Below are 22,037 nucleotides of genomic sequence, written 5' to 3'. Positions count from 1 at the left end.
CATTGTCTTAAAAGCTATTTAGGGGGTTGACAGCGTCGCCGAGAACCGTAAAATGGCGCGCCTCTGATACGGGAAACGGATAACACCTAAGCCGTAAAAGAGATGAAGGCTAGTAGTTCCGCGATAGCTCAGTCGGTAGAGCAAATGACTGTTAATCATTGGGTCCCAGGTTCGAGTCCTGGTCGCGGAGCCAATCTTTCAACCGGGGTATAGCGCAGTCCGGTAGCGCGCCTGCTTTGGGAGCAGGATGTCAGGAGTTCAAATCCCCTTACCCCGACCATTTTTGGGTCGTTAGCTCAGTTGGTAGAGCAGTTGGCTTTTAACCAATTGGTCGTAGGTTCGAATCCCACACGACCCACCATTTTCTGCCCTTGTTTGATTAAAGGGTTGAATCTTAAGGCGAGATGTTAAAAGCATCGTAGCCGACAAAAAAGGCGCCCTTCGGGGCGCCTTTTTTGTTTTCGCGACACGTGTATACGTGGATTTGTTCACGCTGCGCAGTCCGACTCGACAGTTAACGGGCGCATAGACAATTTTTTCCACCGACGCCTGACACCGTAGGCTGGGTAGAGCGTAGCGAAACCCAGCGCTGGGCAATGCTGGGTTTCGCCGGAAAACGGCTCTACCCAGCCAACCTTCACAGATGCGCTTCCCCGGGCGAAATGAATTCGCTCCTACAGGCGCTTTAATGCAGCTTCAGGCGCGGCTCGGTGCTGCGGCCGATAAGGTCGCCGAGCATCAGCAGCAGGGTGCGGAAGATGCCGTGCAGCGCCATTTGGTGCATGCGGTACAGCGAGACATAGAACATCCGCGCCAACCAACCTTCGAGCATCACGCTACCGGTCAGGTTGCCCATGAGGTTGCCCACCGCGGAAAAGCTCGCCAGGGAGATCAGCGAGCCGTAATCGCGGTAGCGATACTCCGGCAGCGCCTGCCCTTCAATCCGTAACTTGAGCGACTTGGCCAGCAGCGAGGCTTGCTGGTGTGCCGCTTGCGCGCGTGGCGGAACGTTGCGGCCGTCGCTGTTCGGTTGCAGACAGGCGGCGCAATCACCGAAGGCGAAGATGTTGTCGTCGCGCGTAGTTTGCAGGGTTGGGCGGACTTGCAACTGGTTGATGCGGTTGCTCTCCAGGCCATCCAGATCCTGTAGAAAGTCCGGGGCGCGAATGCCGGCGGCCCAGACTTTGAGGCTGGCGGAGATGGTCTGGCCCTGGGCGGTCTTCAAGCTTTCGCGGGTCACTTCGCTAACGGAGGCACTGGTCAGTACGGTGACGCCGAGCTTTTCCAAGGTCTTGTGCACGGGCTGGCCAATGCGCTCGGGGAGTGCTGGCAGCACACGCGGGCCGGCCTCGATCAGGGTGATGCGCATGTTTTCCGGTCGGATGCGATCCAGGCCATAGGCAGCCAGTTCGTGGGCGGCGTGGTGCAGTTCGGCGGCCAACTCTACGCCAGTGGCGCCTGCGCCGACGATTGCCACGCTGATTTGTTCGGCGACGTCGCTTTGGCTGGCGTGGGCGCGCAGGTAGTGGCTGAGCAACTGGCGGTGGAAGCGTTCAGCCTGCTCGCGCGTATCGAGAAACAGGCAATGCTCGGCGGCGCCGGGGGTGCCGAAGTCATTGGTGGTGCTGCCAACGGCGATGACCAGGCTGTCGTAGCTCAGCTCGCGCTCGGGCATCAGTTCTTCGCCCTGTTCGTCGAGGGTGGCAGCCAGGTGGATCTGCTTGTTCGCACGATCAAGCCCGGCCATGCGCCCGAGCTGAAACTCGAAGTGGTTCCATTTGGCCTGCGCGACGTAGTTCAGCTCGTCTTCCGATGAGTTCAGCGAGCCAGCGGCCACCTCGTGCAGCAGAGGCTTCCAGATATGCGTCAGGTTGGCGTCGACCAGCACGACTTTGGCTTGGCCGCGCTTGCCCAGGGTGCTACCCAGGCGGGTGGCAAGCTCCAGGCCGCCGGCGCCGCCGCCGACAATCACAATGCGATGGGACATGTTGATATCTCATAAGGCTTTTAGGGATTCGGGAAATGGCCGGATAGGCGAGCGCGAAGCAGCTCATAGCACTAAACGGCTCAGCAGGCGGCTTAACAGACCGAGGCCGATGACCAAGGCCAGCACAATGAACAGCAAAAACCAGGGCCGAAAGGGCCGGCGTTCGACTTGGTGCTGAGGGGCACTCAGGTACTGGTCGACACGTTGTTGGTCGTCAGGACTCAGTCGGCTGGACATAGATGCCTCGATAGGGAGTGATTCATTCTAGCTGCGCGCTTCACAAGGGCTCAACGCAGAGGTCGTCATTCAGTCGAATAATTCCGCTTTGTAGTACGCGGGCGGTAATTCCGCCATGGCCACGAGTGGCTTGGAAGGCGCCACGACCCAGGCGCTGTTCCAGTCGCGCGCAGGGCTGACACCAGCCGGTAGTTTCTAGCACAGCCTGACCAATCTGGAAGCGCCGATTTTTCAGGCTGAACAGATTGATCCCACTGATGGCGATATTACGGCGCAAATCTTGTGGGGTGATTGGCTGGTCTGGGGTTCGACCGAGCAAGGCGCTGATCACGGCTAGGTGTTCCCACTGAATCAGCGTCACCTGCCGTGCGTTACGCGGGCCGGGGCGGGCGTGGTCGCCGGTCAGGCCGGCTTCGCGTCGTGCCTCCACAGCCTCCAGTTCGAGCATCTGCGCGTGTGCGCTTGGGCGTATGCCAAGCCAGCGCACGCGGCCCTGTTGCGGGACGTCCGCGAGCAGCTCCTGCAGCGGGCTCATAGGCTGATCCCGACATCCAGCAGCACACTGCGGCCGAGGTTGTTGCGCAGAAAGTCTGGCGCGCCCGAGTGGGCGAACAGCACGCGGGCGAAGTTCGGGCCGACTAGCGAGAGCGAGCGCCAGCCCTGGAGCAGAAACTCGGTGGGTGGTGGGAACGGGCTGTTGAAGTCGGCGATGGCGCGTTTCAGGTTGACGCAGGCGAGCAGGTCCAGCTCGCCGAGGTCGAGGCCGCGTTCGCGATAGTTGTGGGCTTTTTTGCGTAAAGTCGGTGCCAGACGGGCCTGCAGCTCGGCTGCGGGAATCCGCCGTGGGCGGGTTTCGCGGCGCACCAGTTGACTGAGGGAGAAGGCACTGCGACGCCGTTCCAGCTCGGCACGCCATTCGTCATTCAGGCGGCGGCCTTCGTCGAGGACAAAAAACACCTCGAAGCTGGCTTCGCGAAACAGCACATCCGGTGGTTCCTGGCTTGCAGCGCCGAACTCCTCAAGCCGGTGTGGGACATTCAGCGCTTGTAACAGGCGTTGGCAGACCCAACGCTCGCGTTCCCACTTGCGCGCATTGGAGAGGAAGTCGTTGGCTTGTTCGGCCTGATGGGTCAGCAAGCGTAAATAGTCGGAGTCATCCATGTCTGCAAGCTTAGCCCGCTACCAAGTGTTCTTGGTACCCCCGTCGTAGGGCTTGGCGAGGCCGGCCTTGAGCAGTAGGGCGCCGAGGCTTTGTCCGTCGATCCAGACTTCGGCGAGCAGGCGGAAGTATTTGTCGCGGCGAACTTCACGAAGCTCGATGCGTTTGCCGTTGCGCAGGCGTTCGACACTGAACTGCTTGGCTCGGCGGGCCAGATCGCGCACCTTGGGGCGTTTGTCGCGCATTTCAGGTGTGTCGATACCGTAGAGCCGCACGGGCACCCGTTGGCCGACGACTGCGGGCCAGCCACGGATGGTCACGCGGAAAGTGTCGCCGTCATAGATGCTAGTGACTTCATCGACCTGGACTTTGCCGTAAGTGCTGTCCGTAGCCTGTAGCGGTGGGGCGCAGATGAGGGTGAAAACTAAAACAAGGCGGGGCAAAAGCGGTTGCATGGCGAATACGTGTCTGCCAAAGGGGGCGCGACTTTAGCTGATTCCCATAGCTCTTGCAGCAGTAGCGGGCGGCTCTGTAGCGGGCTTTGCCGCGGTGTAGACTGAGCCATTGCTCGGTTTGGAGTTGCCCATGTCGATTCGTCCCATCAGGTCTGCCGATCACGCGGCTTTGCTGGCGTTGTGGCAGCGTACGCCGGGTATCTGTATTCGTCCGGAGGATGCTTTCGAGCCGTTCTGCGCCTATTTGTTGCGAAATCCAGACTTAAGCCTGCTGAGTGAAATTGATGGTCGGCTGGCTGGTTGTGTATTGGTCGGGCATGACGGGCGCCGTGGTTATTTGCAGCATCTGGTGGTTGACCAGGCGTACCGCGGTCGTGGCCTGGCGCAAGCCCTGTTGGTTGAAACGCTCGCGCGGCTGGCGGCGTTGGGGGTGCAAAAATCCCACGTGTTTGTTCTCCGTGATGCGCCAGAGGCTTTGGCTTTCTGGGAGGCGCAGCCTGGCTGGGGCCCGCGCGAGGATATTCAGCTGTATTCCACTCGGAGGGTATCGGCGTGAGGCTTAAGGCTGGATGGTTGTTGGGTTTGCTGTCGTTGTGGAGGCGGGAGCCGGGGCCGGTGATCCGATGATTGCCGCTGAGCTGCTTTCACCGACAAGCCTCGTAGCGGGCTGGGCGCTTTATCTGCCTGCGCTGCTGTGGGCGGTCTGGCGTGCGCCGTGGCTGGAGCTATTCAGCGATGCTCGACGCCAGCATCTGCTGTTTGGCACTGTGCTGGCGTTGTTTCTGCTGTGGCTGGTGCGGCGTGACTTCGACGTTGGGGTGTCATTCCATTTCATTGGGATGACGGCCGTGACTCTGCTGCTCGACTGGCCGCTGGCCGTGCTCGGCGGTTTGGCGGCGCAGTTCGGCCTGCTCGCCATCGGTCGCCAGGAGTTCACCGCGTTGGGGTTGAATGGAGTGTTGCTGGTGCTGATCCCGGTGCTGGTGACCGAGGTCTGCGCGCTGCTGGTGGAGCGTTCGCAGCCACGTAATCTGTTTGTTTACATCTTCTGCTCGGGCTTCTTTCCTGCGGCGTTGGCGGCGTTGCTCTGTGTGCTGGTCGGGCTTGGCGTGCTCTGGTTCGATGGGCGCTTTCCCATGCCCGCCTGGTTGGAGGATTTTGTCGGTTACCTCTGGTTGGTGATGTTTCCCGAGGCGTTTATCAACGGCATGGTGGTGACTGCATTGGTGGTGTTCCAGCCGGACTGGCTGGAAACCTTCAACCGTACCCGTTACCTGCAGGCGCCCTGGAAGGATGACGAGCCGCCGCGCTAGGAGCGGTTACATAGCCAATTTATTTCCGCCGGTACCCGACGATGTAGGCTGGGTAGAGCGTAGCGAAACCCAGCTCCGGGCAATGCTGGGTTTCGCCCAAAAGCGGCTCTACCCAGCCTACTTTCACGGATGCAGGTCGTGTATTGGAAAAACGCAATTCGTAGGTTGGTGCTGAGCCGAAGGCGATGCCCAACAACCGGCCTGCAAGGCCGGGCTTCTAATCTTGAGACCGAGTATTGGGAGTCACGGGGCGACTCCTTGTTGGGCATCGCTGCGCTCAGCGCCAACCTACGCCGAGGCCGTCTCTTGCCCGCAGAGTAGACCGTAGGGTGGAATCCCCAAAGGGGCTTCCACCGTTCACCGCGAACTGATTGGCTGGCCTACCCAAACGCCTTGCCTTGTGTAGGGCGTTCGTTTTTGCGCTGCGGTGGATTACGCCGCTGCGCGGCTAATCCACCCTGCGGGCTGGTCAATGCTGCCGTGGCGGTAGGACCGTAGGGTGGAATCCCCAAAGGGGCTTCCACCGTTACCGCGAACTGATTGACTGGCCTACCCACACGCCTTGCCTTGTGTAGGGTGTTCGTTTTTGCGCTGCGGTGGATTACGCCGCTGCGCGGCTAATCCACCCTACGGGCTGATCAATGCTGTCGTGGCGGTAGATCGCCGGAGAAGATGTCATCTTCCAGCGGGTCGCCGGGAATCGCGTGTTCTTCAGCCGCCCAGGCGCCCAGATCGATCAGTTTGCAGCGCTCGGAGCAGAACGGCCGGCTCGGGCTTTGCGGACCCCATTCGACCGGGGCGCCGCAGGTGGGGCAAGTAACGGTTGGGGCTTGGCTCATGACTGGCCTCCGCGCAGTGTCAGGTAAAAATGGTGCAGGCGTTCGACTTCAGTCTGCAACCATTTTAGATCGCGGTCATTGAGCAGTACATCGTCGGCATGGCGTAGACGTTCTTCGCGGCTGGCCTGGGCCTTGAGAATGGCCTGCACCTGTTCTTCGGGCGCTTGATCGCGCTGCATGGTGCGTTGCAGTTGCAACTGCTCCGGGGCATCCACCACCAGCACCCGCTGGGTCAACTGATGTTGGCCGGATTCCACCAGCAGTGGCGAGACCAGGATGGCGTAGGGGGATTCGGCGCGGGCCAGATTGCTGATGATCTCCTGCCCGATCAGCGGATGCAGCAGTGCTTCCAGCCAGCGCCGTTCTTCCGGGCTCTGGAAAATGCGTGCGCGCAAAGCCGCACGATCCAACTGGCCATCCGCTTGCAGCACACCGTCACCGAAGTGCTCGACGATCTGTGCCAAGGCCGGTCGACCGGGTTCCACGACCCAGCGCGCGGCGTGGTCGGCATCTACGGTATGCACGCCCAGGTCGATAAAGTGCTGAGCAGCCGCGCTTTTACCGCTGCCGATGCCACCCGTCAGGCCAAGAATCCAGGGTTTCACGGGCGCCTCCATAAACCGTGGCGAGCCGCTCGAGAGCAAGGAAGGTTCGCGGCGAAAGCCGAGACAGTACAAGCCGGTACGGCGAGGCTTGAGCGAGAAGCTGACGCAGCTATCGAGTGGCGCAGTAGGTTTAGGGAGATGAGCGTCATTTAAAACCGGCGAATTGAAGATAAGTCCCGGTTATTTGATCACCCCAGAGCAGCGCAATCCAGCCGGCAATCGCCAGATAAGGGCCAAAGGGGATAGGCGTGCTGGTTTCGGCATTGCGCAGGCGCAGCATAATCACCCCGAACACCGCGCCTACCAGCGACGAGAGCAGAATGGTCAGCGGCAAAATCTGCCAGCCCCCCCACGCACCAAGCATGGCCAGCAGCTTGAAGTCGCCATAGCCCATGCCCTCTTTGCCGGTCACCAGCTTGAACAGCCAATACACCGACCACAGGCTCAGGTAGCCCGCAATAGCGCCCCAGAGCGCATTTTCCAGGCTAGTGAAGAGACCGAAGTAGCTGAGGATCAGGCCCAGCCAAAGCAGCGGCAGCACCAGTACATCCGGCAACAGCTGATGGTCGGCATCGATCAAGCTCATCGCCAGCAGGCCCCAGGTCAGCAACAGCATGGTGCCGGCCTGCCAGTTAAAACCGAAGTGCCAGGCTATATAGGCTGACAGCAGTCCACAGGCCAGCTCCACCATCGGGTAGCGTTTGCTGATTGGTGCTTTGCAGTTCGAGCATTTACCGCGTAAGGCCAGATAGCTAACCACGGGGATGTTTTCCCAGGGCTTGATCTCGTGGCCACAGTGGGGGCATTGGGAGTTGGGCAGAATCAGGTTGAATGTCTGCCCGGCCGGCTCGGCCGGTAATTCCAGAATCTCCCGGGCCTGGGTTTGCCAGTCGCGCTGCATCATTTTCGGTAGGCGGTGTATGACTACATTAAGGAAGCTGCCTATCAGAAGGCCCAGTAATAGCGCGCACAAAACAAAGGCCAGCACATGGCTGGCCAGAAAATCGAGCAAGGACATAAGTTAAACCACGGCACCCAGTTGGAAGATGGGCAGGTACATGGCCACGACCAAACCACCGACCAGAACGCCCAGCACCGACATGATCAATGGCTCCATCAGCGCCGTAAGGCCATCGACCATATTGTCCACTTCTGCTTCGTAGTAACTGGCGACTTTATCGAGCATCTCGTCCAGCGCCCCGGACTCCTCGCCGATGGCAGTCATCTGAATTGCCATAGAGGGGAAGGTGCCGGTAGTACGCATGGAGAAGTTCAACTGCATGCCGGTGGTAACGTCTTGTTTGACTTTATTGACGGCATTGACGAATACGATATTGCCGGTTGCGCCAGCAACCGAGTCGAGTGCCTCGACTAACGGCACCCCGGCGGCAAAGGTGGTGGACAAGGTACGGGCAAAACGCGCGACTGCGGACTTGTACAGAATATCGCCGACGATAGGTAACTTAAGAGCGGTGCGGTCAAGCCAGTTGCGAAAACCCTGTGAGCGTTTCTTGGCCTCCTGAAAAGCAAAACCTGCAGCAAATATACTCGCTAGAACTGCGTACCACCATTCTTGCAGGGCTTCAGATAATCCGATCACCATCACCGTAAAAGCGGGTAGTTCGGCACCGAAACTGGAAAAAACCTGTTTAAACTGCGGCACCACCTTTATCAACAAGATTGCCGAAACGATAATGGCCACTACTACTACGGCAATCGGGTAGTTCATCGCCTTTTTGATCTTGGCTTTCAGTGCCTCGGTCTTTTCCTTATAGGTAGCAATACGATCGAGCAGGCTTTCCAGAGCGCCGGCTTGTTCGCCCGCATCCACCAAGTTACAGAAGAGGCTGTCGAAGTATTCGGGCTTGGTGCGCAAGGCGGTGGCAAAGCTGTTGCCTGCCGCGACCTGTTGCTTGATCTCATCCACCAGTTTGCGCATGTTGGGGTTGTCGAAGCCTTCGCCGATGATGTCGAAGGACTGCAGCAGGGGCACCCCGGCTTTCATCATGGTCGCCATCTGCCGCGCAAACAGGGCGATGTCCATCGGTTTGATTTTTTTGCCAGCACTGAACAGCGAAACTGACTTTTTGCGCACCTTGGTCGGGTTAATGCCTTGCTTGCGCAATTGCGCTTTGACCAGGGCTGGGTTTTGGCCGCTTGTTTCGCCCTTGATCTTGGAGCCTTTTTTATCAGTCCCTTCCCAGCTGAAGGTGCTGGTTTTTATCGCTTTCACGGCCATGGATTAGTCCTTAGTCACGCGGTTTACTTCTTCGAGGCTGGTAATACCCTGCATGGCCTTCAGCAGAGCCGATGTGCGCAGGTCATTGAAGCCGTCTTTGCGCATTTGTATTGAAATATCAATGGAGTTGCCTTCCTCCATGATAATCCGCTGCAAGGCCGGCGTGTTTTTAACTACTTCATAAATACCGAGTCTGCCCTTGTAGCCGCCGTTGCAATTTTCGCAGCCAACCGGGCCATAAATCTTGAAGGAGCCGATCTTGTCTTCCGGGAAGCCTTCTTCTAACAGAGCCTCACGCGGAATCTGTACCTCTTTCTTGCAGCTAGTGCAGAGCTTGCGGGCTAACCGCTGAGCGATGATCAGGTTGACCGAGGTGGCAATGTTGAACGAGGGGACGCCCATATTGCGTAGCCGCGTCAGAGTCTCGGCGGCGCTGTTGGTGTGCAGGGTGGACATCACCATGTGTCCGGTTTGAGCGGCCTTGATTGCGATGGAGGCGGTGTCCAGGTCGCGAATCTCGCCGACCATGATGATGTCAGGGTCCTGGCGCAAAAATGATTTCAGTGCCGCAGTGAAGTCCATGCCTTGCTTGGGGTTGACGTTGACCTGGTTGATGCCCTCCAGGTTGATCTCCACCGGGTCTTCGGCGGTAGAGATGTTGACGTCAACGGTGTTCAGGATATTCAGGCCGGTATACAGCGAAACGGTCTTGCCGGAGCCGGTAGGGCCGGTAACCAGGATCATGCCTTGTGGCTGCTTCAGTGCGGCCATGTACAAATCTTTTTGCGACTCTTCATAGCCGAGGGCATCGATACCCATTTGTGCGCTAGAGGGGTCGAGAATCCGCATCACGATCTTCTCGCCCCATAGAGTCGGACAACTGCTGACACGGAAATCGATAGATTTGTTTTTCGAGATGCGCATCTTGATGCGCCCATCCTGAGGTTTACGACGCTCAGAGATATCCAGGCTGGCCATTACTTTGAGTCGCGCGGAAATGCGTGGCGCGAGTTGGATCGGTGGTCTGGCAATCTCATGCAAGATGCCGTCGGTACGAAAGCGTACCCGATAGGTTTTTTCGTAGGGCTCGAAGTGCAGGTCGGAAGAGCCGGCTTTTATCGCGTCCAGCAGCATTTTGTTAACGAAACGCACGACTGGCGCGTCGTCCGCCGAATTGCCCTCGGCAGTGTCTTGTTTGTCATCATCGACGGCTTGAATGTCCACACCGTCCAGATCGACATCACCCAGATCTTCCATGCCGTTAGTGGCGTTATCGAAAAATTTTTCGATGGCATCGCCGAGTTTATCGTCCTCGACCAGGATGGACTCGGTGTTGAGCCCGGTAGAAAACTGGATATCGGTAACCGCTTGGTGATTGGTCGGGTCCGATACGGCAACGAAGAGTTTGTTGCCACGGCGCCATAAGGGGAGGGTGCGGTGCTGGCGAATCAATTTTTCGCTGACCAGATCCTTGGGCTGGCCTTCCTTGTCGATGCTGCCCAGGTCGAGAAAGGCCACGCCGAACTGCTCGGCTGCGAGTTCCGCTAGGGCGCGGCTCTTGACCAGCTTGTTCTGAACCAGATAGGTGACCAGCGACAACTTATTGCGCTGCGCTTGCTGCTGCGCTTGCTGCGCGGCTTTTTCGTCCAGCAGCTCGGCCAGCACCATTTGCCTGGCCAGACCGGAGAGGGAAACGGCGTCATTCATGACAAGGGACTCATAGACACAATGCCCTGCCTTATAGCGCAGTTGCGCGGGGCTGCCAAACGGCGAGCAAGCGGGTGGCAAAAAATGTCACAAGCTGCGCGTTAATGGCTGTCTCGGTATGGGCAAGTGTTGCGATTCAAGCGGCATGGTGGGGATAGTTGAGTTGGCACGCTATCTGCTTTGTCTCTGGCAGGCTGATGGCCTAACAACTCAAGGAGACTCAAATGAAAGCTCAAATGCAAAAGGGTTTTACCCTTATTGAATTGATGATCGTGGTTGCAATCATCGGTATCTTGGCGGCTATCGCGATTCCGGCCTATCAGGACTATGTGACTAAGGCCAAGTTTCAAGACATCGTGTCGGCTGCCGCCTCTGCTGAAACCGCTATTTCTGTGTGTTTGACTGAAAACGCAGGTGTTGTAACTTCCTGTGACACGATTGCAGAAGTCGGCATTACTACACTGGTAAACTCCAAAGAAGCGGCTACCGCTCTAGCTATTACGGGGACCACTGCAGCTGTGACTGCCACCGCGAGTGCTGCTGCAGGCGGCTACACTTACGTCAATACCCCGACATTGGCGGCCGGTGCAACACAAGTTGTGTGGACTCAGTCCGGCGACTGTTTGGCCGCTAAGGTTTGTAAGCAATAATCGCGGTATGACCGTATGACGGATCGTATCGCGGTATGACGGATCGTATGGCCATATGACATCTCGGTATGACGGATCGTAGGGTGGAATCCCCGAAGGGGCTTCCACCGTTCACCGCGAACCGCTTGACCGACGTGATCCGGTTTTGAATAAACGCCTCGCCTTGTGCGGGGCGTTTGTTTTTGCGCGGTTCGGTGGATTACGCCGCTGCGCGGCTAATCCACCCTACAATCGCGGTAATCGCGGTAATCGCGGTAATCGCGGTAATTGCGGTAATCGCGGTATGGCGGATTAACTCGTAGGGTGGAATCGCCGTAGGCGCTTCCGCCGTTAACCGCGAACCGTTCGGTCGCTACGTCGGCTTGTCAACAAACGCCCCGCCCTGTGTGGGGCGTTTGCTTTTGTGGGGTGGGTTGATGACGGATTACGCCGCTGCGCGGCTAATCCTCCTACGCGGCTAAGGGGTTTCCACCGCCATCGTGAATCGGTTGGCCGGCATGCTCCGCTGTTGAATAAACGCCCCGTCCTGTGCAGGCGTTTGTTTTTTGCGCGCGGTGGATTACGCCTTCGGTTAATCCCCCTACGGGACAAGGTTATGCTTGCTCATTCAATCGGATGTGGAGGCAAGGAATGCCGAATTATCGTCGGGCTTATGTGCCGGGGGCGACCTGGTTCTTTACGGTCAATCTGCTGCAACGCCGCAACAATGACCTGCTGGTTCGTCATGTGGATATCCTGCGTGACGCGGTGCGCCGGGTGCATCGCCTGCATCCGTTCGCCATCGATGCCTGGGTGGTGCTGCCGGAACACATGCATTGCGTGTGGACGCTGCCGCCGGGCGATATGGCCTATCCACTGCGCTGGCGCTTGATCAAGACGTTCTTCTGCCGCGCCCTGCCGCCCGCCGAGCATCGCTCGCCGCTGCGGTTGCTGAGGGGCGAACGGGGCGTCTGGCAGCGGCGCTACTGGGAGCATTTGATTCGCGACGACGAAGATTTTCGCCGGCACGTGGATTATGTGCATATCAACCCGCTCAAACATGGGCTGGTCGGGCGGGTGAGGGATTGGCCTTATTCGAGTTTTCACCGCGATGTGCGTCGCGGGCTGTACCCAGCCGATTGGGCCGGCTGCATCGAGCTTGCCGTTGCCGGCGATGCCTGAACGCATCCCAGGGTGGTGGGACCGGAGAGGTGACGGATTACGCCACTGCGCGGCTAATCCATCCTACGTGCCTGGTGCCTGAGCGAGCATCGCGGTATGGCGGATTGATTCGTAGGGTGGAATCGCTGAAGGCGCTTCCACCGTTTATCCCGAATCGTTCGACCATTGCACTCCGATAAGCAAGCACCCCACCTTGTGCGGGGCGTTTGCTTTTGTGGGACGGTTGGGTGACGGATTACGCCGCTGCGTGGCTAATCCATCCTACATGGCTCCGCGGTATGATGGCTCGTAGAGCGTAGGGTGGAATCCCCGGAGCGGTTCAACCAACGGGTTTTCGACGTGCCGGGTGGGCAAGGTGGGTTGGCTGTCAAAGCGGTCTTGCATAGTGGTACGTTAAGACGTACGATTTCTCTCCATGCAATCGAAGGAGCCTCTCCTATGCAGACCCTTACCGCCAGTGAGGCCCGAGCCAATCTGTATCGACTTCTGGATCAGGCTGCAGAATCCCATCAGCCCATTGTTATCGCAGGGAAAAGGAATAACGCGGTTTTGATTGCCGCCGAAGATTGGGAGGCAATCCAGGAAACCCTCTTCCTGCTGTCCATTCCCGGTATGCGCGAGTCCATCAAGGAAGGCATGACTGAGCCGGCTGATGCTTGCGCCAAGGAGCTTGATTGGTGAGTTGGCAACTCGTTTACACCAAGCAAGCCCAAAAAGATGCACAGAAGCTCGCATCGTCTGGACTCAAGGAAAAGGCAAAGGACCTGCTCCGAATTATTGCGAACAACCCATTCCAGAACCCGCCCCCTTACGAAAAATTGGTAGGGGATCTAGCCGGCGCATATTCGCGCCGAATCAATATCCAGCACCGCCTCGTGTATCAAGTGCTTGAGGAAGAGCATCTGGTGAAGGTGCTTCGCCTATGGACACATTACGAGTAGTGCTGGCGGCTAGGAGCGGATTCATGCGCAATGAAGGCCGCGCGGAGCTGCCCAGGTTCGCGAATAAATTCGCTCCTACCGCACAGCAAAACGCCGCTGACCGAAGAGGGTGTGCGCGTTTGCTTTTGTGGGCTGGGGCGATGACGGATTACGCCGCTGCGCAGCTAATCCTCCTACGTGGCTTTCATCGCCATGCTCAGTGGTAGTCATCTTCGCGCTGGTGCCTGAAGGCGAGCAGGGTGACTGTTGTGGCATTGTCTATCTCGAAGAGCGCCACATAGCCTTCCCGGCCAAAAGGGATCAGCAGCTCGCGCAGGAGTGGGGTGTCGGGTTGGGCCGGCAGGCGAAGGGGAAGGTTTCCAGTAGGGCAAGGGCTTGGCGGATAGCGCTTAGGGCCTCTTCGGCAAGGCCGATGTCACGTTGCAGGAGAAAATCGTAAAGCCTAAGCAGATCGGCCTGCGCTTCTTCCGTGAAGCGTATCTGATAGGTCATCGGGCGCCCTTATGCGCGGTTTTAGCGTGTTGCAGACGCTGTTCTAGCTTGTCCAGCACGGCATCGCTGGCGATGTAACTGTCGCTTTGCCTGGCGGTTGTCGCGGAGGCCAAGCCGCGAGCGATGAACTCTCGCTGTGCTTGACGCAATGCGATGCTTTGCTTGAGCGCTTCCTCTATCAGTGCTGACAAGGTTTCGCCTGGCTTGAGCACGGCTTCGGCAGCTTGGCGAAGTTCCGGTAGAACGCGAATCGAGGGGAGCGTTGAGGCTTTCATGTGGCATGCCTTTTGTAGTGCATTTGCGATGCAATTTGCGCCCAGGGTCAGCGCCTTGCAACTGACTTGCTTGATACTTGAGCTATGGACGTATTGCGCGGTTACGGTGGATTACGCCGCTGCGCGGCTAATCCACCCTACGGGTGCGTGGGGCTTGGCAAGATCGTAGGGTGGAATCCCCGAAGGGGCTTCCACCGCCACCGCGAACCGATTGGCCGGCATGATCCGGTCAAAGGCTGAGGCGCATGGAGAGGTCGATGGCTTTGACATCCTTGGTCAGGGTGCCAATCGAGATGTAGTCCACGCCTGTCTCGGCAATGGTTCTCAGGGTGGTTTCGTTGATCCCGCCGGAAGCTTCGAGCTTGGCGCGGCCGTCGGTGAGTCTTACGGCGGTGCGCATCTCCTCCAGGCTGAGCTCGTCCAGCATGATGATGTCGGCGCCTGCATCCAGCGCCTCTTGCAGTTCTTTCAAACTCTCCACTTCCACTTCCACCGGTTTGCCAGGGGCGATTTTGTGGGCGGCTTGCACGGCTTGGGCGATGCCGCCGCAGGCAGCGATATGGTTTTCCTTAATAAGGAAGGCGTCGTAGAGACCGATGCGGTGGTTGTGGCAGCCGCCGCAGGTGACGGCGTATTTCTGCGCAAGGCGTAGGCCGGGTAGGGTTTTGCGGGTGTCGAGCAGTTTGACGCCGGTGTCTGCCACCAGGTCCGCATAGTGGCGGCAGCGGGTGGCGACACCGGAAAGGGTTTGCAGGAAGTTCAGTGCGCTGCGTTCGCCGCTGAGCAGGGCGCGGGCCGGGCCTTCCAGGTGGAAGAGGGCTTGGTTAGGCGCTACGCGTTCGCCATCCTTCACTTGCCAGTGCACGGCGACGCGTGGGTCGAGTTGGCGGAACACGGCATCGACCCACGCGGTGCCGCAGATCACAGCCGCTTCACGGGTGATGATGGTGGCTTGGGCCAGGCGTTCGGCGGGGATCAGTTGGGCGGTAATGTCGCCGCTGCCAATATCTTCGCGTAAGGCGCGGCGGACGTTGGCTTCGATTTCTGCGCTCAGGTCGGCGAGGATTAGGTTCGGCATGGCTGGCTCCACTCTCTAGATCGGGCAATTATAGGGATGGTCGGCGGCGGGCGCAGCGTGATTGATGGCAAGCCGGGGGCTTTCTCAGACCGAGTGAAAACTACTGCGCTCGGTTATACGGCGTTAAAAACAGGCTAAAAATGCTCATTTACACCACGTAAACTGCGCTTTTTCGCCTGTTTTCGCCTTGTCTAACCGTCGCTCGCTACGTTTTCACGCGGCCTGCTCCGTGAGGCCGATAGTGTGTCGGTCGTGCATGAGCAGCCGCTGGGAGGCTGATGCGGTCCATCTGTGACGCGGGTCATGTCTGTGGGAAAAGTCGGCTTGAAGGCTGGGGTTGGTCTCTATAATGACTTTTAAATGCTTAATATTGACGCCAGGCCTTTGACGTTACGGATGACGCTCAGTTGATCGTTGTGCAGACGAATAAGCCCGAGAGGGGCGGTCTGCGGGAGATTTGCAATGACCGATGCGAAAGTGGTGCACCTGAATAAGGTTGCCCCTGAGCACTCGCCAACTCCGCCGGTGGGAAGGCTGCCAGTGGCGCTGATCCAGGTACGCGATAAGGCTGCTCAGCAGCTTAAGCAGGCGCTGCAAGCGCTGTTCGATAACGCGGACGACACGCTCTTCGAGATGGCCGATCGCTCGACCAGCAATGCCGAGCAGAACACTTTCTTCGAGGCCATGCGTGATTTGCGCTTGAAGCGCAAAAGCATCGAGCGTGGCTTCCTGCACAAAGTCTTTGAGTCTTTCGCCACCCTCAACCAATACGAAATTGGCCAAGCGCCGCAGTTGGATGCGGTGTCTTTCGACAAGCTCGCGCTGATCCAGAACGATGAGCTGGAGGAGTCGGTAGCGCTGGACTCCATGGTGGCCAAGGTGAAGAGCCGCGACGGTGTCGCGTTAAGCCATCTGACCACTCGCCTGAATGCGTTGGTCAGTAAAAAACTGGATGACAAGTCCAACCCTTTCGGGCCTCTGGTGCTTTGTGAGGTTTTCCTGGATGCCTGCAGCCGTCTGGGAGTGGAGATCAAGGTCAAGCTGATCATTCTCAAGCTATTCGAAAAGTATGTACTGAGTGATCTCGACCAACTCTACGCCGAGGCCAATCAGCAGTTGGCTGCTGCGGGTGTGCTGCCGGAGCTGAAGTCGGCGCCTATTCGCCGCAAGCCGGGACAGGTGCCGACATCGGGCTCGCGTTCAGGGCGTGAGGGCGGCGGTGCTCTGCCCTCGGAGGGCGGGAGCTACGCTGATGAAGGCGTGCAGGAGGTGTTCGGCGTACTTCAGGAGCTGCTCTCGCAGGTTCGCGGTACAGGCTTGCCGCGGCGCGAGCTGCCGGCTGATGCGCTACCGATTTCCAGCGGTGATCTGATGCGCTTGCTGTCGCACTTGCAGCAGCGCACGCCCGCTCCAGCGGCCATGGATGACTTCGATCTGCGTCAGCAGTTGGAGCAGCTGCTGACCCGCGCCAGCGTCAAAAGTGGCAAGGCGCGTGTGGTTGGCGAGGTTGATGAGGACGTCATCAATCTGGTCTCCATGTTGTTCGAATTCATCTTGGATGACCGCACGCTACCGGACTCGCTGAAAGCACTGATCGGGCGTTTACAAATTCCAATGCTGAAAGTGGCGGTGTTGGATAAGACCTTTTTCAGTCGCGGTAGCCATCCGGCTCGCCGCCTGCTCAACGAAATTGCTTCGGCGGCGTTGGGTTGGGCTGAGCACGACAATACCCAGCGTGACAGCCTGTATCAGAAGATCGAGCAGGTGGTGCAACGTCTACTGAATGATTTTGTCGATGACCCGGCGATTTTTTCCGAGCTGCTGGCGGACTTCCTGGCCTTTACCGGCGATGAGCGCCGGCGTAGCGAACTCCTCGAGCAGCGCACCCGTGATGCTGAAGAGGGCAGCGCCAAGGCGGAACTGGCACGCCGGCAAGTGGAACTGGCGCTGAATGAGCGTCTGCTGGGCAGGACTCTGCCGGAAGTGGTGGTGCGCTTGCTGCAAGAGGCTTGGAGCAAGGTGCTGATGCTGACGTGCCTCAAGCACGGAGTTGACTCGCCAGAGTGGCTGGCGGCCTTGGCGACCATGGATGACTTGGTCTGGAGCGTTGCGCCGCACGAAGATCCGGAGGCGCGCCTGCGCTTGTTGGAGTTGGTGCCTGGGCTGCTGAAGGAATTGCGCGAAGGAATGGCCAGCGCAGCTTTCGATCCGTTCTCCACCAGCGAATTTTTCAGCCAGCTGGAGTTCCTGCATGTTCAGGGATTCCAACGCTTCAAGCGGCCGCTTCCAGAAGCTGAACGGTTGGTTAGTGAGCCGCCGGTTACTGAACAGGTGGCTGAGGTATTGGCAGAGGCTGGAGTCGAGTTGCCGCTGCTGGAGCTGCCGCCTGCTGAGGAGCCTGAGTTGGCTGATGCGCCGGCGATGGTCGAGGTGGTTGAAGAAATCGTCCTGCTGGCACCGGGCGAAAGCCGGGTGCAGGAACCGGAGACCAGCCTGGCCGACGACGATGAGGCGCTGCTACAGGTGGACAACCTGCGCGTCGGCAGCTGGGTGGAATTCCAGGAGGACGAGGAGCACAAGCTGCGTTGCAAGTTAGCGGCGGTGATCAAGCCAACAGGCAAGTACATCTTCGTGAACCGTACCGGCATGAAAGTCTTGGAAAAGACCCGCATGGGCTTGGCCGTAGAATTTCGCCGCAGTGCTATTCGCCTGCTTGATGATGCGTTGTTGTTCGACCGCGCTCTGGAGTCGGTGATCGGTAATCTGCGTCGTCTGAAAAACGCCTGACTCATTGCTAGCGATCAACAAAGCTATGCGCCCGTTGCATATTGAGTTGGGCTGTAGCTTCTTGTAGGAGCTCGCTTCAGGGGGGGCGGCCTGCGAAATGGCTGCGGCTGCGGGGCTTGTGTAGGAGCGGATTTATCCGCGAAGCCGAGTTTGAAAATGGCGCCGATCCCACGGTAGGAAGCCTGCGTAGCTTTTGTGGGCGGGCTTCAGCTGTTACAGGCGCGCTGGTCGGAAGGCCTCATCGCGGATAAATCCGCTCCTACGGAGGGGCGTGTCCGGCCTGTGGAATGCCTGCGGCTCTCAGGCATAGCCACAAACAACAACGCCCGGCATCTTGTCGGGCGTTGTTGTTTGTGGCGCTTGGCCCTGCCGCCGGCCTGTTCTAGAGTGGTTGGCAGTTCAAGGAGCCTTTATGCAGCTGGATTCCGTAAGCGGTTGGTGTGCTGGCGTTCGCCACTGCCCCTCGCCAAACTTCAATGCCCGTCCGCAGGGGGAAGTTTCCCTGCTGGTGATTCATAACATCAGCCTGCCGCCAGGCCAGTTCGGTACCGGCAAGGTGCAAGAGTTTTTTCAAAATAAGCTGACGACTGATGAGCATCCATACTTTGCTGGAATTGCCACGCTCCAGGTGTCGGCGCATTTTCTGATTGAGCGTGACGGCGCGGTGACTCAGTTTGTCTCCTGCCTGGAGCGTGCCTGGCATGCCGGAATTTCACTGTTCGAAGGGCGAGAGAACTGCAATGACTTCTCTCTCGGGATCGAGCTGGAAGGGACTGACGAGTTGCCTTTCACTGAGGCTCAATATGCTGCACTGGTGGAATTGAGCCTGTTGTTGCGCAACGCTTATCCGGCGATCACCTTGGAGCGTATCTGTGGCCACAGCGATATTGCGCCGGGGCGCAAAACTGATCCGGGGCCCGCTTTTGATTGGCGGCGTCTGCGCGCGGCATTAACAGATTAAGGAGGATGGGCAATGAGCTTTCTGGTGCTGCTGTTGGTGCTGTGGGTAGAGAAGTTCTCGGCCTGGCGGGCCAAGATCCAGCAGGATGGCCCCTGGCTGCGTCTGCTGGCGTGGGTCGAGCGGCAGTCGGACTTCATCGAGAGCCCCTGGTTGGCGGTGCTGGTGCTGGTGCTGCTGCCGCTGGTGGCCCTGGCCTTGCTGCTGACTCTGCTCGAGCCGTTGGCTTATGGCTGGCTGGCCTTGCCGGTGCATCTGCTGGTATTGGTCTATAGCTTGGGGCGCGGCGATCCGCTGGCGGCTCTCGGCCCCTTCCGCGACAGTTGGCGGCGCGGCGATGCGGAGGCGGCTTATCTGGTCGCTCGCCGCGATCTGGCGCTACAGGCCGAGGAGGGCAATGCCCTATTGCCGCAGGTGCAGAACTATCTGCTTTGGCAGGGCTATCAGAGTTTCTTCGCGGTGATCTTCTGGTACGCCCTGCTCGGGCCAGTGGCGGCGTTGGCCTATCGGCTACTGGCGTTGATGACTGAGCATGCCGAGCAGCCGATCGTGCGGGAGCGCGCAGTGCAGTGGCGACACGCCTTCGACTGGCTGCCGGTGCGGCTGCTAGCGGCGAGCTTTGCGTTGGTGGGCAATTTTGTCGCGGTCAGCCGGGGGTTATTGCATGAACTGCTGAACTGGGATATTTCCGCCGCGCAGTTGGTGGTGCAGGCCGGGCGTGCGGCGGGTGAGGTGGCCGAGCCGATTTTGGGTGAGGCTGGCGTCGCTAGCCTGGACGGGCTCTGGCAGTTGCTGGTGCGCGCCGCGGTGCTGTGGTATGCCGGCCTTGCCGTGTGGACGCTGTTGCTTTAGGGACTCTGGGTTGCCGCTGAAGGTGGCACCTTGCAATGGCTCCGGTGGATTACGCCGCGGTGCGGCTAATCCACCCTTGTATGTTGTTTTCCGTCAACCGGGTTAGCCTTTCAGGCCCTGCGCTTGACGCAGAGAAGCAGTTACTGGGGAGGCCGTTCCAACCTGGAGGTGAGTTCACACTCAACCTCGTCCGTAGATTGGCCCCCCGCCTCATTGCCCACCGCGTGGAGTATCCGGAAGCCAGCTCATTGAGGTGGACTTCGCATCACAAGGTTGCAGCGGCAAGAAGTGCGAGGTCGGGGAACCGGTAGCTATTGTTGCTCAAATGCCGGGCGAGATGAAAACAATGAGCGTATTTGTCGGTGTGGATGTGGGTGCCAAGACAGTTGTCTTGGCATGGCGAAAGGGTGGTCGCACGCGGGGCAAGCTGGACATCCAGCAAACGCCCGAGGGGCACGCCCAGGCGGTGGAGCGGATTAAAGCGCTAGAAGCCGTCCAAGTCGTGATGGAGGCCACCGGCGTTTACTACTTGGACTTGGCCGTTGCCTTGAGCAAGGCCGGGATCGTCGTGTCTGTCATCAACCCCAAAAGCTTCCACCACTTTGCCCAACTCAAGTTGGCGCAAAGCAAGACCGACCCGCTAGACGCGGCCCTCCTGGCCGAGTACGCCGAGCGGATGACGCCAGCCCCTTGGACTGCGCCGGATACCCTCCGTATGGCGCTGCGTGACATCGGCCGACAAATCAATCGGCTGACCGCGACCCGTACACAAGCCAAGAACCGCCTGCACGCCTTGCGCTCCAAACGTGACACGCTGGCGCTGCTGATTGAAGACGAAGTTGAAGCGGTCGAGAGGCTGGATCAGCGCATCGAGCGACTCAGCAACGCTGCACAGCGCCTGATTGCCGAGGACGCCGTGTTGAACAGTCAGTTTCAGCATCTGCTGGCAGCCAAAGGTGTTGGCGTTGCCAGTGCTATTGCGTTACTGGCTGAACTCAGTGTCCTGCCCCAGCATCTGAAGGCGCCGCAAGTCAGTCGCTATGCCGGGCTAGATATCCGCCTGTGCCAATCGGGCAGTAGCGTCAATAAGGCTTCACGGCTGAGCAAGGCGGGTAATGCCTATCTACGAAGCGCCCTCTACATGCCGGCACTGAGCGCGGTACGACATGACCCAAACGCCAAGGCCTTCTACCTGTCCCTACAACGCCGTGGCAAAAAGAAAATACAGGCCGTATGCGCCGTCATGCGCAAGTACCTGACCGGGCTTTGGGCCTGCATCCAACTGGGCGAACCCTTCGACTCCAGCAAGCTATTCAGCAAAATCCATCTGGCTGAAGCTTGACGTCCAACAGAGTATCTACGGGTCTGCCTGGGTTAGCCGTGCCCAGCCGCTGCCGGGCGGCTCCTCAATCCCATAGCCAGGCTGCACCGCGTACTCCGCTGGAGTCACCGTGCTGGGCTGGCAGCAGGCGGGTGTTGACCCGATCGGAAAACACATAGCGCGGCAATAGCCGTGGCACCTGTTCATACAGCGCGCCGATATTCGATAAGCCGCCACCTAACACGATGACGTGCGGGTCGATCAGGTTGATGACCGAGGACAGTCCGCGCGCCAACTGGTCGCAATAGCGTTCGAGAGCCTGCTGGGCGGCGGAGTCGGCGCGCGCGGCCGCCAGCGCCAAAGCTCCGGCGTCCAGCGCCATGCCGCTACGGGCTGCCCAGCCGGGGCCAGACAAGAACGTTTCGATGCAATCCTCCAACCCGCAATAGCAACGGCGGGCAGGGCCGTCCGCAGGGCTGCGCCAGGGCAGTGGGTTGTGTCCCCACTCGCCAGCAATTGCGTTCGGCCCGCTGAGTAAGCGGCCATTAATCACCACACCACCGCCGACCCCGGTGCCGAGAATGGCCCCGAATACCGTTGCCGCGCCTGCGCCGGCGCCGTCGCTGGCCTCCGAGAGGGCGAAGCAGTCGGCGTCGTTGGCCAGACGCACCGGACGTTGCAGCAAGCGTTCGAGGTCGCCTCGCAGGTCCTGGTCGATCAGGCAAATCGAGTTGGCGTTTTTGATCCGCCCGTGATCCGGCGAGCGGATCCCCGGAATGCCCACTCCAACACTGCCGCTGGCGCCCAACTCATGCTCGGCCTGGGCCACCAGAGCGGCAATTGCAGCCAGGGTGGCGGCATAGTCACCTTGCGGGGTGGGTAGCCGGCGGCGATGGACCGGCTGATTATTTTCCAGGGCGACAATTTCGATCTTGGTGCCACCCAGATCGATACCGAACCGCAATGATCGATTCATTCTTA

Annotated in this window: 24 protein-coding genes and 3 tRNA genes; 13 read left to right on the top strand and 14 right to left on the bottom strand. The window is 59.1% G+C overall.

Annotation, left to right across the window (positions count from 1 at the left end):
- The first annotated feature begins 117 nt into the window (after positions 1 to 117).
- The 3 genes from D3879_RS01135 to D3879_RS01125 all read left to right on the top strand — a co-directional run bounded on the left by D3879_RS01135 (position 118) and on the right by D3879_RS01125 (position 361).
- A tRNA-Asn gene (locus D3879_RS01135) sits at positions 118 to 193 on the top strand.
- Positions 194 to 203: 10 nt separating this feature from the next.
- Positions 204 to 280 (top strand) — tRNA-Pro (locus D3879_RS01130).
- A gap of 5 nt (positions 281 to 285) precedes the next feature.
- A tRNA-Lys gene (locus D3879_RS01125) sits at positions 286 to 361 on the top strand.
- 324 nt (positions 362 to 685) lie between these two features.
- Here the strand turns inward: D3879_RS01125 and D3879_RS01120 are convergent.
- From D3879_RS01120 to D3879_RS01100, 5 genes are all read right to left on the bottom strand, one after another.
- On the bottom strand, positions 686 to 1,987 hold the full coding sequence (locus tag D3879_RS01120) for an NAD(P)/FAD-dependent oxidoreductase (RefSeq protein WP_119952308.1): 1,302 nt from the start codon (positions 1,985 to 1,987) through the stop codon (positions 686 to 688).
- Between the two features lie 63 nt (positions 1,988 to 2,050).
- Entirely contained in the window at positions 2,051 to 2,224 is a 174-nt protein-coding gene (locus D3879_RS01115) for a DUF3094 family protein (RefSeq protein WP_119952307.1), read from the bottom strand.
- A gap of 40 nt (positions 2,225 to 2,264) precedes the next feature.
- Positions 2,265 to 2,759, bottom strand: coding sequence for an MOSC domain-containing protein (locus D3879_RS01110; protein WP_119952306.1), 495 nt, complete (start codon positions 2,757 to 2,759; stop codon positions 2,265 to 2,267).
- Positions 2,756 to 3,385 (bottom strand): DUF1780 domain-containing protein, encoded by a 630-nt coding sequence (locus tag D3879_RS01105; protein ID WP_119952305.1) that lies wholly within the window; start codon positions 3,383 to 3,385, stop codon positions 2,756 to 2,758. The genes D3879_RS01110 and D3879_RS01105 overlap by 4 nt, the downstream gene beginning before the upstream one ends.
- A gap of 18 nt (positions 3,386 to 3,403) precedes the next feature.
- Complete coding sequence (locus D3879_RS01100) at positions 3,404 to 3,826, bottom strand: thermonuclease family protein (protein WP_218567805.1); 423 nt, start codon at positions 3,824 to 3,826, stop codon at positions 3,404 to 3,406.
- Positions 3,827 to 3,968: 142 nt separating this feature from the next.
- Between D3879_RS01100 and D3879_RS01095 the strand changes: the two genes are divergently transcribed.
- Together D3879_RS01095 and D3879_RS01090 are read left to right on the top strand one after the other, a co-directional pair.
- Positions 3,969 to 4,394 (top strand): GNAT family N-acetyltransferase, encoded by a 426-nt coding sequence (locus tag D3879_RS01095; protein ID WP_119952303.1) that lies wholly within the window; start codon positions 3,969 to 3,971, stop codon positions 4,392 to 4,394.
- 67 nt (positions 4,395 to 4,461) lie between these two features.
- Positions 4,462 to 5,151, top strand: coding sequence for an energy-coupling factor ABC transporter permease (locus D3879_RS01090; protein WP_119952302.1), 690 nt, complete (start codon positions 4,462 to 4,464; stop codon positions 5,149 to 5,151).
- A 638-nt stretch (positions 5,152 to 5,789) separates the two neighbouring features.
- Here the strand turns inward: D3879_RS01090 and yacG are convergent.
- The 5 genes from yacG to pilB form a co-directional block, all read right to left on the bottom strand.
- Entirely contained in the window at positions 5,790 to 5,990 is a 201-nt protein-coding gene (yacG, locus tag D3879_RS01085; RefSeq protein ID WP_119952301.1) for a DNA gyrase inhibitor YacG, read from the bottom strand.
- Positions 5,987 to 6,607 (bottom strand): dephospho-CoA kinase, encoded by a 621-nt coding sequence (gene coaE / locus D3879_RS01080; protein WP_119952300.1) that lies wholly within the window; start codon positions 6,605 to 6,607, stop codon positions 5,987 to 5,989. Before coaE ends, yacG begins: the two co-directional genes overlap by 4 nt.
- 133 nt (positions 6,608 to 6,740) lie before the next feature.
- Positions 6,741 to 7,613 carry a prepilin peptidase gene (locus D3879_RS01075; protein ID WP_119952299.1) on the bottom strand — a complete coding sequence of 291 codons (873 nt, stop codon included), beginning with the start codon at positions 7,611 to 7,613 and terminating at the stop codon, positions 6,741 to 6,743.
- Between the two features lie 3 nt (positions 7,614 to 7,616).
- A complete protein-coding gene (locus tag D3879_RS01070) occupies positions 7,617 to 8,834 on the bottom strand; it encodes a type II secretion system F family protein (protein ID WP_119952298.1) in 1,218 nt (405 codons plus the stop codon).
- A gap of 3 nt (positions 8,835 to 8,837) precedes the next feature.
- Complete coding sequence (pilB, locus tag D3879_RS01065) at positions 8,838 to 10,541, bottom strand: type IV-A pilus assembly ATPase PilB (protein WP_119952297.1); 1,704 nt, start codon at positions 10,539 to 10,541, stop codon at positions 8,838 to 8,840.
- 224 nt (positions 10,542 to 10,765) lie between these two features.
- On the opposite strand from pilB, the gene D3879_RS01060 reads away from it, so the two are divergent.
- The 4 genes from D3879_RS01060 (at position 10,766) to D3879_RS01045 (ending at position 13,293) form a co-directional block, all read left to right on the top strand.
- A complete protein-coding gene (locus D3879_RS01060) occupies positions 10,766 to 11,191 on the top strand; it encodes a pilin (RefSeq protein WP_119952296.1) in 426 nt (141 codons plus the stop codon).
- A 630-nt stretch (positions 11,192 to 11,821) separates the two neighbouring features.
- Positions 11,822 to 12,352 (top strand): REP-associated tyrosine transposase, encoded by a 531-nt coding sequence (locus tag D3879_RS01055; RefSeq protein WP_119952295.1) that lies wholly within the window; start codon positions 11,822 to 11,824, stop codon positions 12,350 to 12,352.
- Between the two features lie 438 nt (positions 12,353 to 12,790).
- Positions 12,791 to 13,033, top strand: coding sequence for a type II toxin-antitoxin system Phd/YefM family antitoxin (locus D3879_RS01050; RefSeq protein ID WP_119952294.1), 243 nt, complete (start codon positions 12,791 to 12,793; stop codon positions 13,031 to 13,033).
- Positions 13,030 to 13,293, top strand: coding sequence for a Txe/YoeB family addiction module toxin (locus tag D3879_RS01045; RefSeq protein ID WP_119952293.1), 264 nt, complete (start codon positions 13,030 to 13,032; stop codon positions 13,291 to 13,293). Before D3879_RS01050 ends, D3879_RS01045 begins: the two co-directional genes overlap by 4 nt.
- Positions 13,294 to 13,593: 300 nt before the next feature.
- Here D3879_RS01045 and D3879_RS26770 read toward each other — a convergent pair whose 3' ends face one another.
- From D3879_RS26770 to nadC, 3 genes are all read right to left on the bottom strand, one after another.
- Complete coding sequence (locus D3879_RS26770; protein ID WP_218567804.1) at positions 13,594 to 13,785, bottom strand: type II toxin-antitoxin system RelE/ParE family toxin; 192 nt, start codon at positions 13,783 to 13,785, stop codon at positions 13,594 to 13,596.
- On the bottom strand, positions 13,782 to 14,060 hold the full coding sequence (locus tag D3879_RS01030) for a YlcI/YnfO family protein (RefSeq protein WP_119952291.1): 279 nt from the start codon (positions 14,058 to 14,060) through the stop codon (positions 13,782 to 13,784). Before D3879_RS01030 ends, D3879_RS26770 begins: the two co-directional genes overlap by 4 nt.
- 229 nt (positions 14,061 to 14,289) lie before the next feature.
- Positions 14,290 to 15,138: a carboxylating nicotinate-nucleotide diphosphorylase gene (gene nadC, locus D3879_RS01025; protein ID WP_119952290.1), complete on the bottom strand. Its 849-nt coding sequence runs from the start codon at positions 15,136 to 15,138 to the stop codon at positions 14,290 to 14,292.
- A gap of 462 nt (positions 15,139 to 15,600) precedes the next feature.
- Between nadC and D3879_RS01020 the strand changes: the two genes are divergently transcribed.
- From D3879_RS01020 to D3879_RS01005, 4 genes are all read left to right on the top strand, one after another.
- Positions 15,601 to 17,925 carry a DUF1631 domain-containing protein gene (locus D3879_RS01020; protein ID WP_119952289.1) on the top strand — a complete coding sequence of 775 codons (2,325 nt, stop codon included), beginning with the start codon at positions 15,601 to 15,603 and terminating at the stop codon, positions 17,923 to 17,925.
- Between the two features lie 412 nt (positions 17,926 to 18,337).
- Complete coding sequence (ampD, locus tag D3879_RS01015; protein WP_119952288.1) at positions 18,338 to 18,886, top strand: 1,6-anhydro-N-acetylmuramyl-L-alanine amidase AmpD; 549 nt, start codon at positions 18,338 to 18,340, stop codon at positions 18,884 to 18,886.
- 12 nt (positions 18,887 to 18,898) lie between these two features.
- Positions 18,899 to 19,735, top strand: a complete 837-nt coding sequence (ampE, locus tag D3879_RS01010; RefSeq protein ID WP_119952287.1) for a regulatory signaling modulator protein AmpE — start codon at positions 18,899 to 18,901, stop codon at positions 19,733 to 19,735.
- Between the two features lie 346 nt (positions 19,736 to 20,081).
- On the top strand, positions 20,082 to 21,077 hold the full coding sequence (locus D3879_RS01005; protein ID WP_119952286.1) for an IS110 family RNA-guided transposase: 996 nt from the start codon (positions 20,082 to 20,084) through the stop codon (positions 21,075 to 21,077).
- Between the two features lie 64 nt (positions 21,078 to 21,141).
- Here the strand turns inward: D3879_RS01005 and D3879_RS01000 are convergent, their stop codons facing one another.
- Positions 21,142 to 22,032: an ROK family protein gene (locus D3879_RS01000; RefSeq protein WP_119952285.1), complete on the bottom strand. Its 891-nt coding sequence runs from the start codon at positions 22,030 to 22,032 to the stop codon at positions 21,142 to 21,144.
- Positions 22,033 to 22,037 lie beyond the last annotated feature (5 nt).

Origin of the sequence: Pseudomonas cavernicola, from assembly GCF_003596405.1 — a bacterium.
Classification (GTDB): Bacteria; Pseudomonadota; Gammaproteobacteria; order Pseudomonadales; family Pseudomonadaceae; genus Aquipseudomonas; species Aquipseudomonas cavernicola.
Note: the sequence above shows the minus strand (reverse complement) of the source record. Positions and strands in the feature narration are given on the sequence as shown.

Bases quoted from the DNA above. Each gene is read 5' to 3' on its own strand.
- D3879_RS01095 (WP_119952303.1), top strand. From the start codon at position 3,969: ATGTCGATTCGTCCCATCAGGTCTGCCGATCACGCGGCTTTGCTGGCG.
- D3879_RS01115 (WP_119952307.1), bottom strand. From the start codon at position 2,224: ATGTCCAGCCGACTGAGTCCTGACGACCAACAACGTGTCGACCAGTAC.
- coaE (WP_119952300.1), bottom strand. From the start codon at position 6,607: ATGGAGGCGCCCGTGAAACCCTGGATTCTTGGCCTGACGGGTGGCATC.
- D3879_RS26770 (WP_218567804.1), bottom strand. From the start codon at position 13,785: ATGACCTATCAGATACGCTTCACGGAAGAAGCGCAGGCCGATCTGCTT.
- nadC (WP_119952290.1), bottom strand. From the start codon at position 15,138: ATGCCGAACCTAATCCTCGCCGACCTGAGCGCAGAAATCGAAGCCAAC.
- ampE (WP_119952287.1), top strand. From the start codon at position 18,899: ATGAGCTTTCTGGTGCTGCTGTTGGTGCTGTGGGTAGAGAAGTTCTCG.
- D3879_RS01070 (WP_119952298.1), bottom strand. From the start codon at position 8,834: ATGGCCGTGAAAGCGATAAAAACCAGCACCTTCAGCTGGGAAGGGACT.
- D3879_RS01090 (WP_119952302.1), top strand. From the start codon at position 4,462: ATGATTGCCGCTGAGCTGCTTTCACCGACAAGCCTCGTAGCGGGCTGG.
- D3879_RS01000 (WP_119952285.1), bottom strand. From the start codon at position 22,032: ATGAATCGATCATTGCGGTTCGGTATCGATCTGGGTGGCACCAAGATC.
- D3879_RS01105 (WP_119952305.1), bottom strand. From the start codon at position 3,385: ATGGATGACTCCGACTATTTACGCTTGCTGACCCATCAGGCCGAACAA.
- D3879_RS01020 (WP_119952289.1), top strand. From the start codon at position 15,601: ATGACCGATGCGAAAGTGGTGCACCTGAATAAGGTTGCCCCTGAGCAC.
- D3879_RS01075 (WP_119952299.1), bottom strand. From the start codon at position 7,613: ATGTCCTTGCTCGATTTTCTGGCCAGCCATGTGCTGGCCTTTGTTTTG.
- D3879_RS01110 (WP_119952306.1), bottom strand. From the start codon at position 2,759: ATGAGCCCGCTGCAGGAGCTGCTCGCGGACGTCCCGCAACAGGGCCGC.
- D3879_RS01055 (WP_119952295.1), top strand. From the start codon at position 11,822: ATGCCGAATTATCGTCGGGCTTATGTGCCGGGGGCGACCTGGTTCTTT.
- D3879_RS01120 (WP_119952308.1), bottom strand. From the start codon at position 1,987: ATGTCCCATCGCATTGTGATTGTCGGCGGCGGCGCCGGCGGCCTGGAG.
- D3879_RS01030 (WP_119952291.1), bottom strand. From the start codon at position 14,060: ATGAAAGCCTCAACGCTCCCCTCGATTCGCGTTCTACCGGAACTTCGC.
- ampD (WP_119952288.1), top strand. From the start codon at position 18,338: ATGCAGCTGGATTCCGTAAGCGGTTGGTGTGCTGGCGTTCGCCACTGC.
- D3879_RS01005 (WP_119952286.1), top strand. From the start codon at position 20,082: ATGAGCGTATTTGTCGGTGTGGATGTGGGTGCCAAGACAGTTGTCTTG.
- D3879_RS01050 (WP_119952294.1), top strand. From the start codon at position 12,791: ATGCAGACCCTTACCGCCAGTGAGGCCCGAGCCAATCTGTATCGACTT.
- D3879_RS01060 (WP_119952296.1), top strand. From the start codon at position 10,766: ATGAAAGCTCAAATGCAAAAGGGTTTTACCCTTATTGAATTGATGATC.
- pilB (WP_119952297.1), bottom strand. From the start codon at position 10,541: ATGAATGACGCCGTTTCCCTCTCCGGTCTGGCCAGGCAAATGGTGCTG.
- yacG (WP_119952301.1), bottom strand. From the start codon at position 5,990: ATGAGCCAAGCCCCAACCGTTACTTGCCCCACCTGCGGCGCCCCGGTC.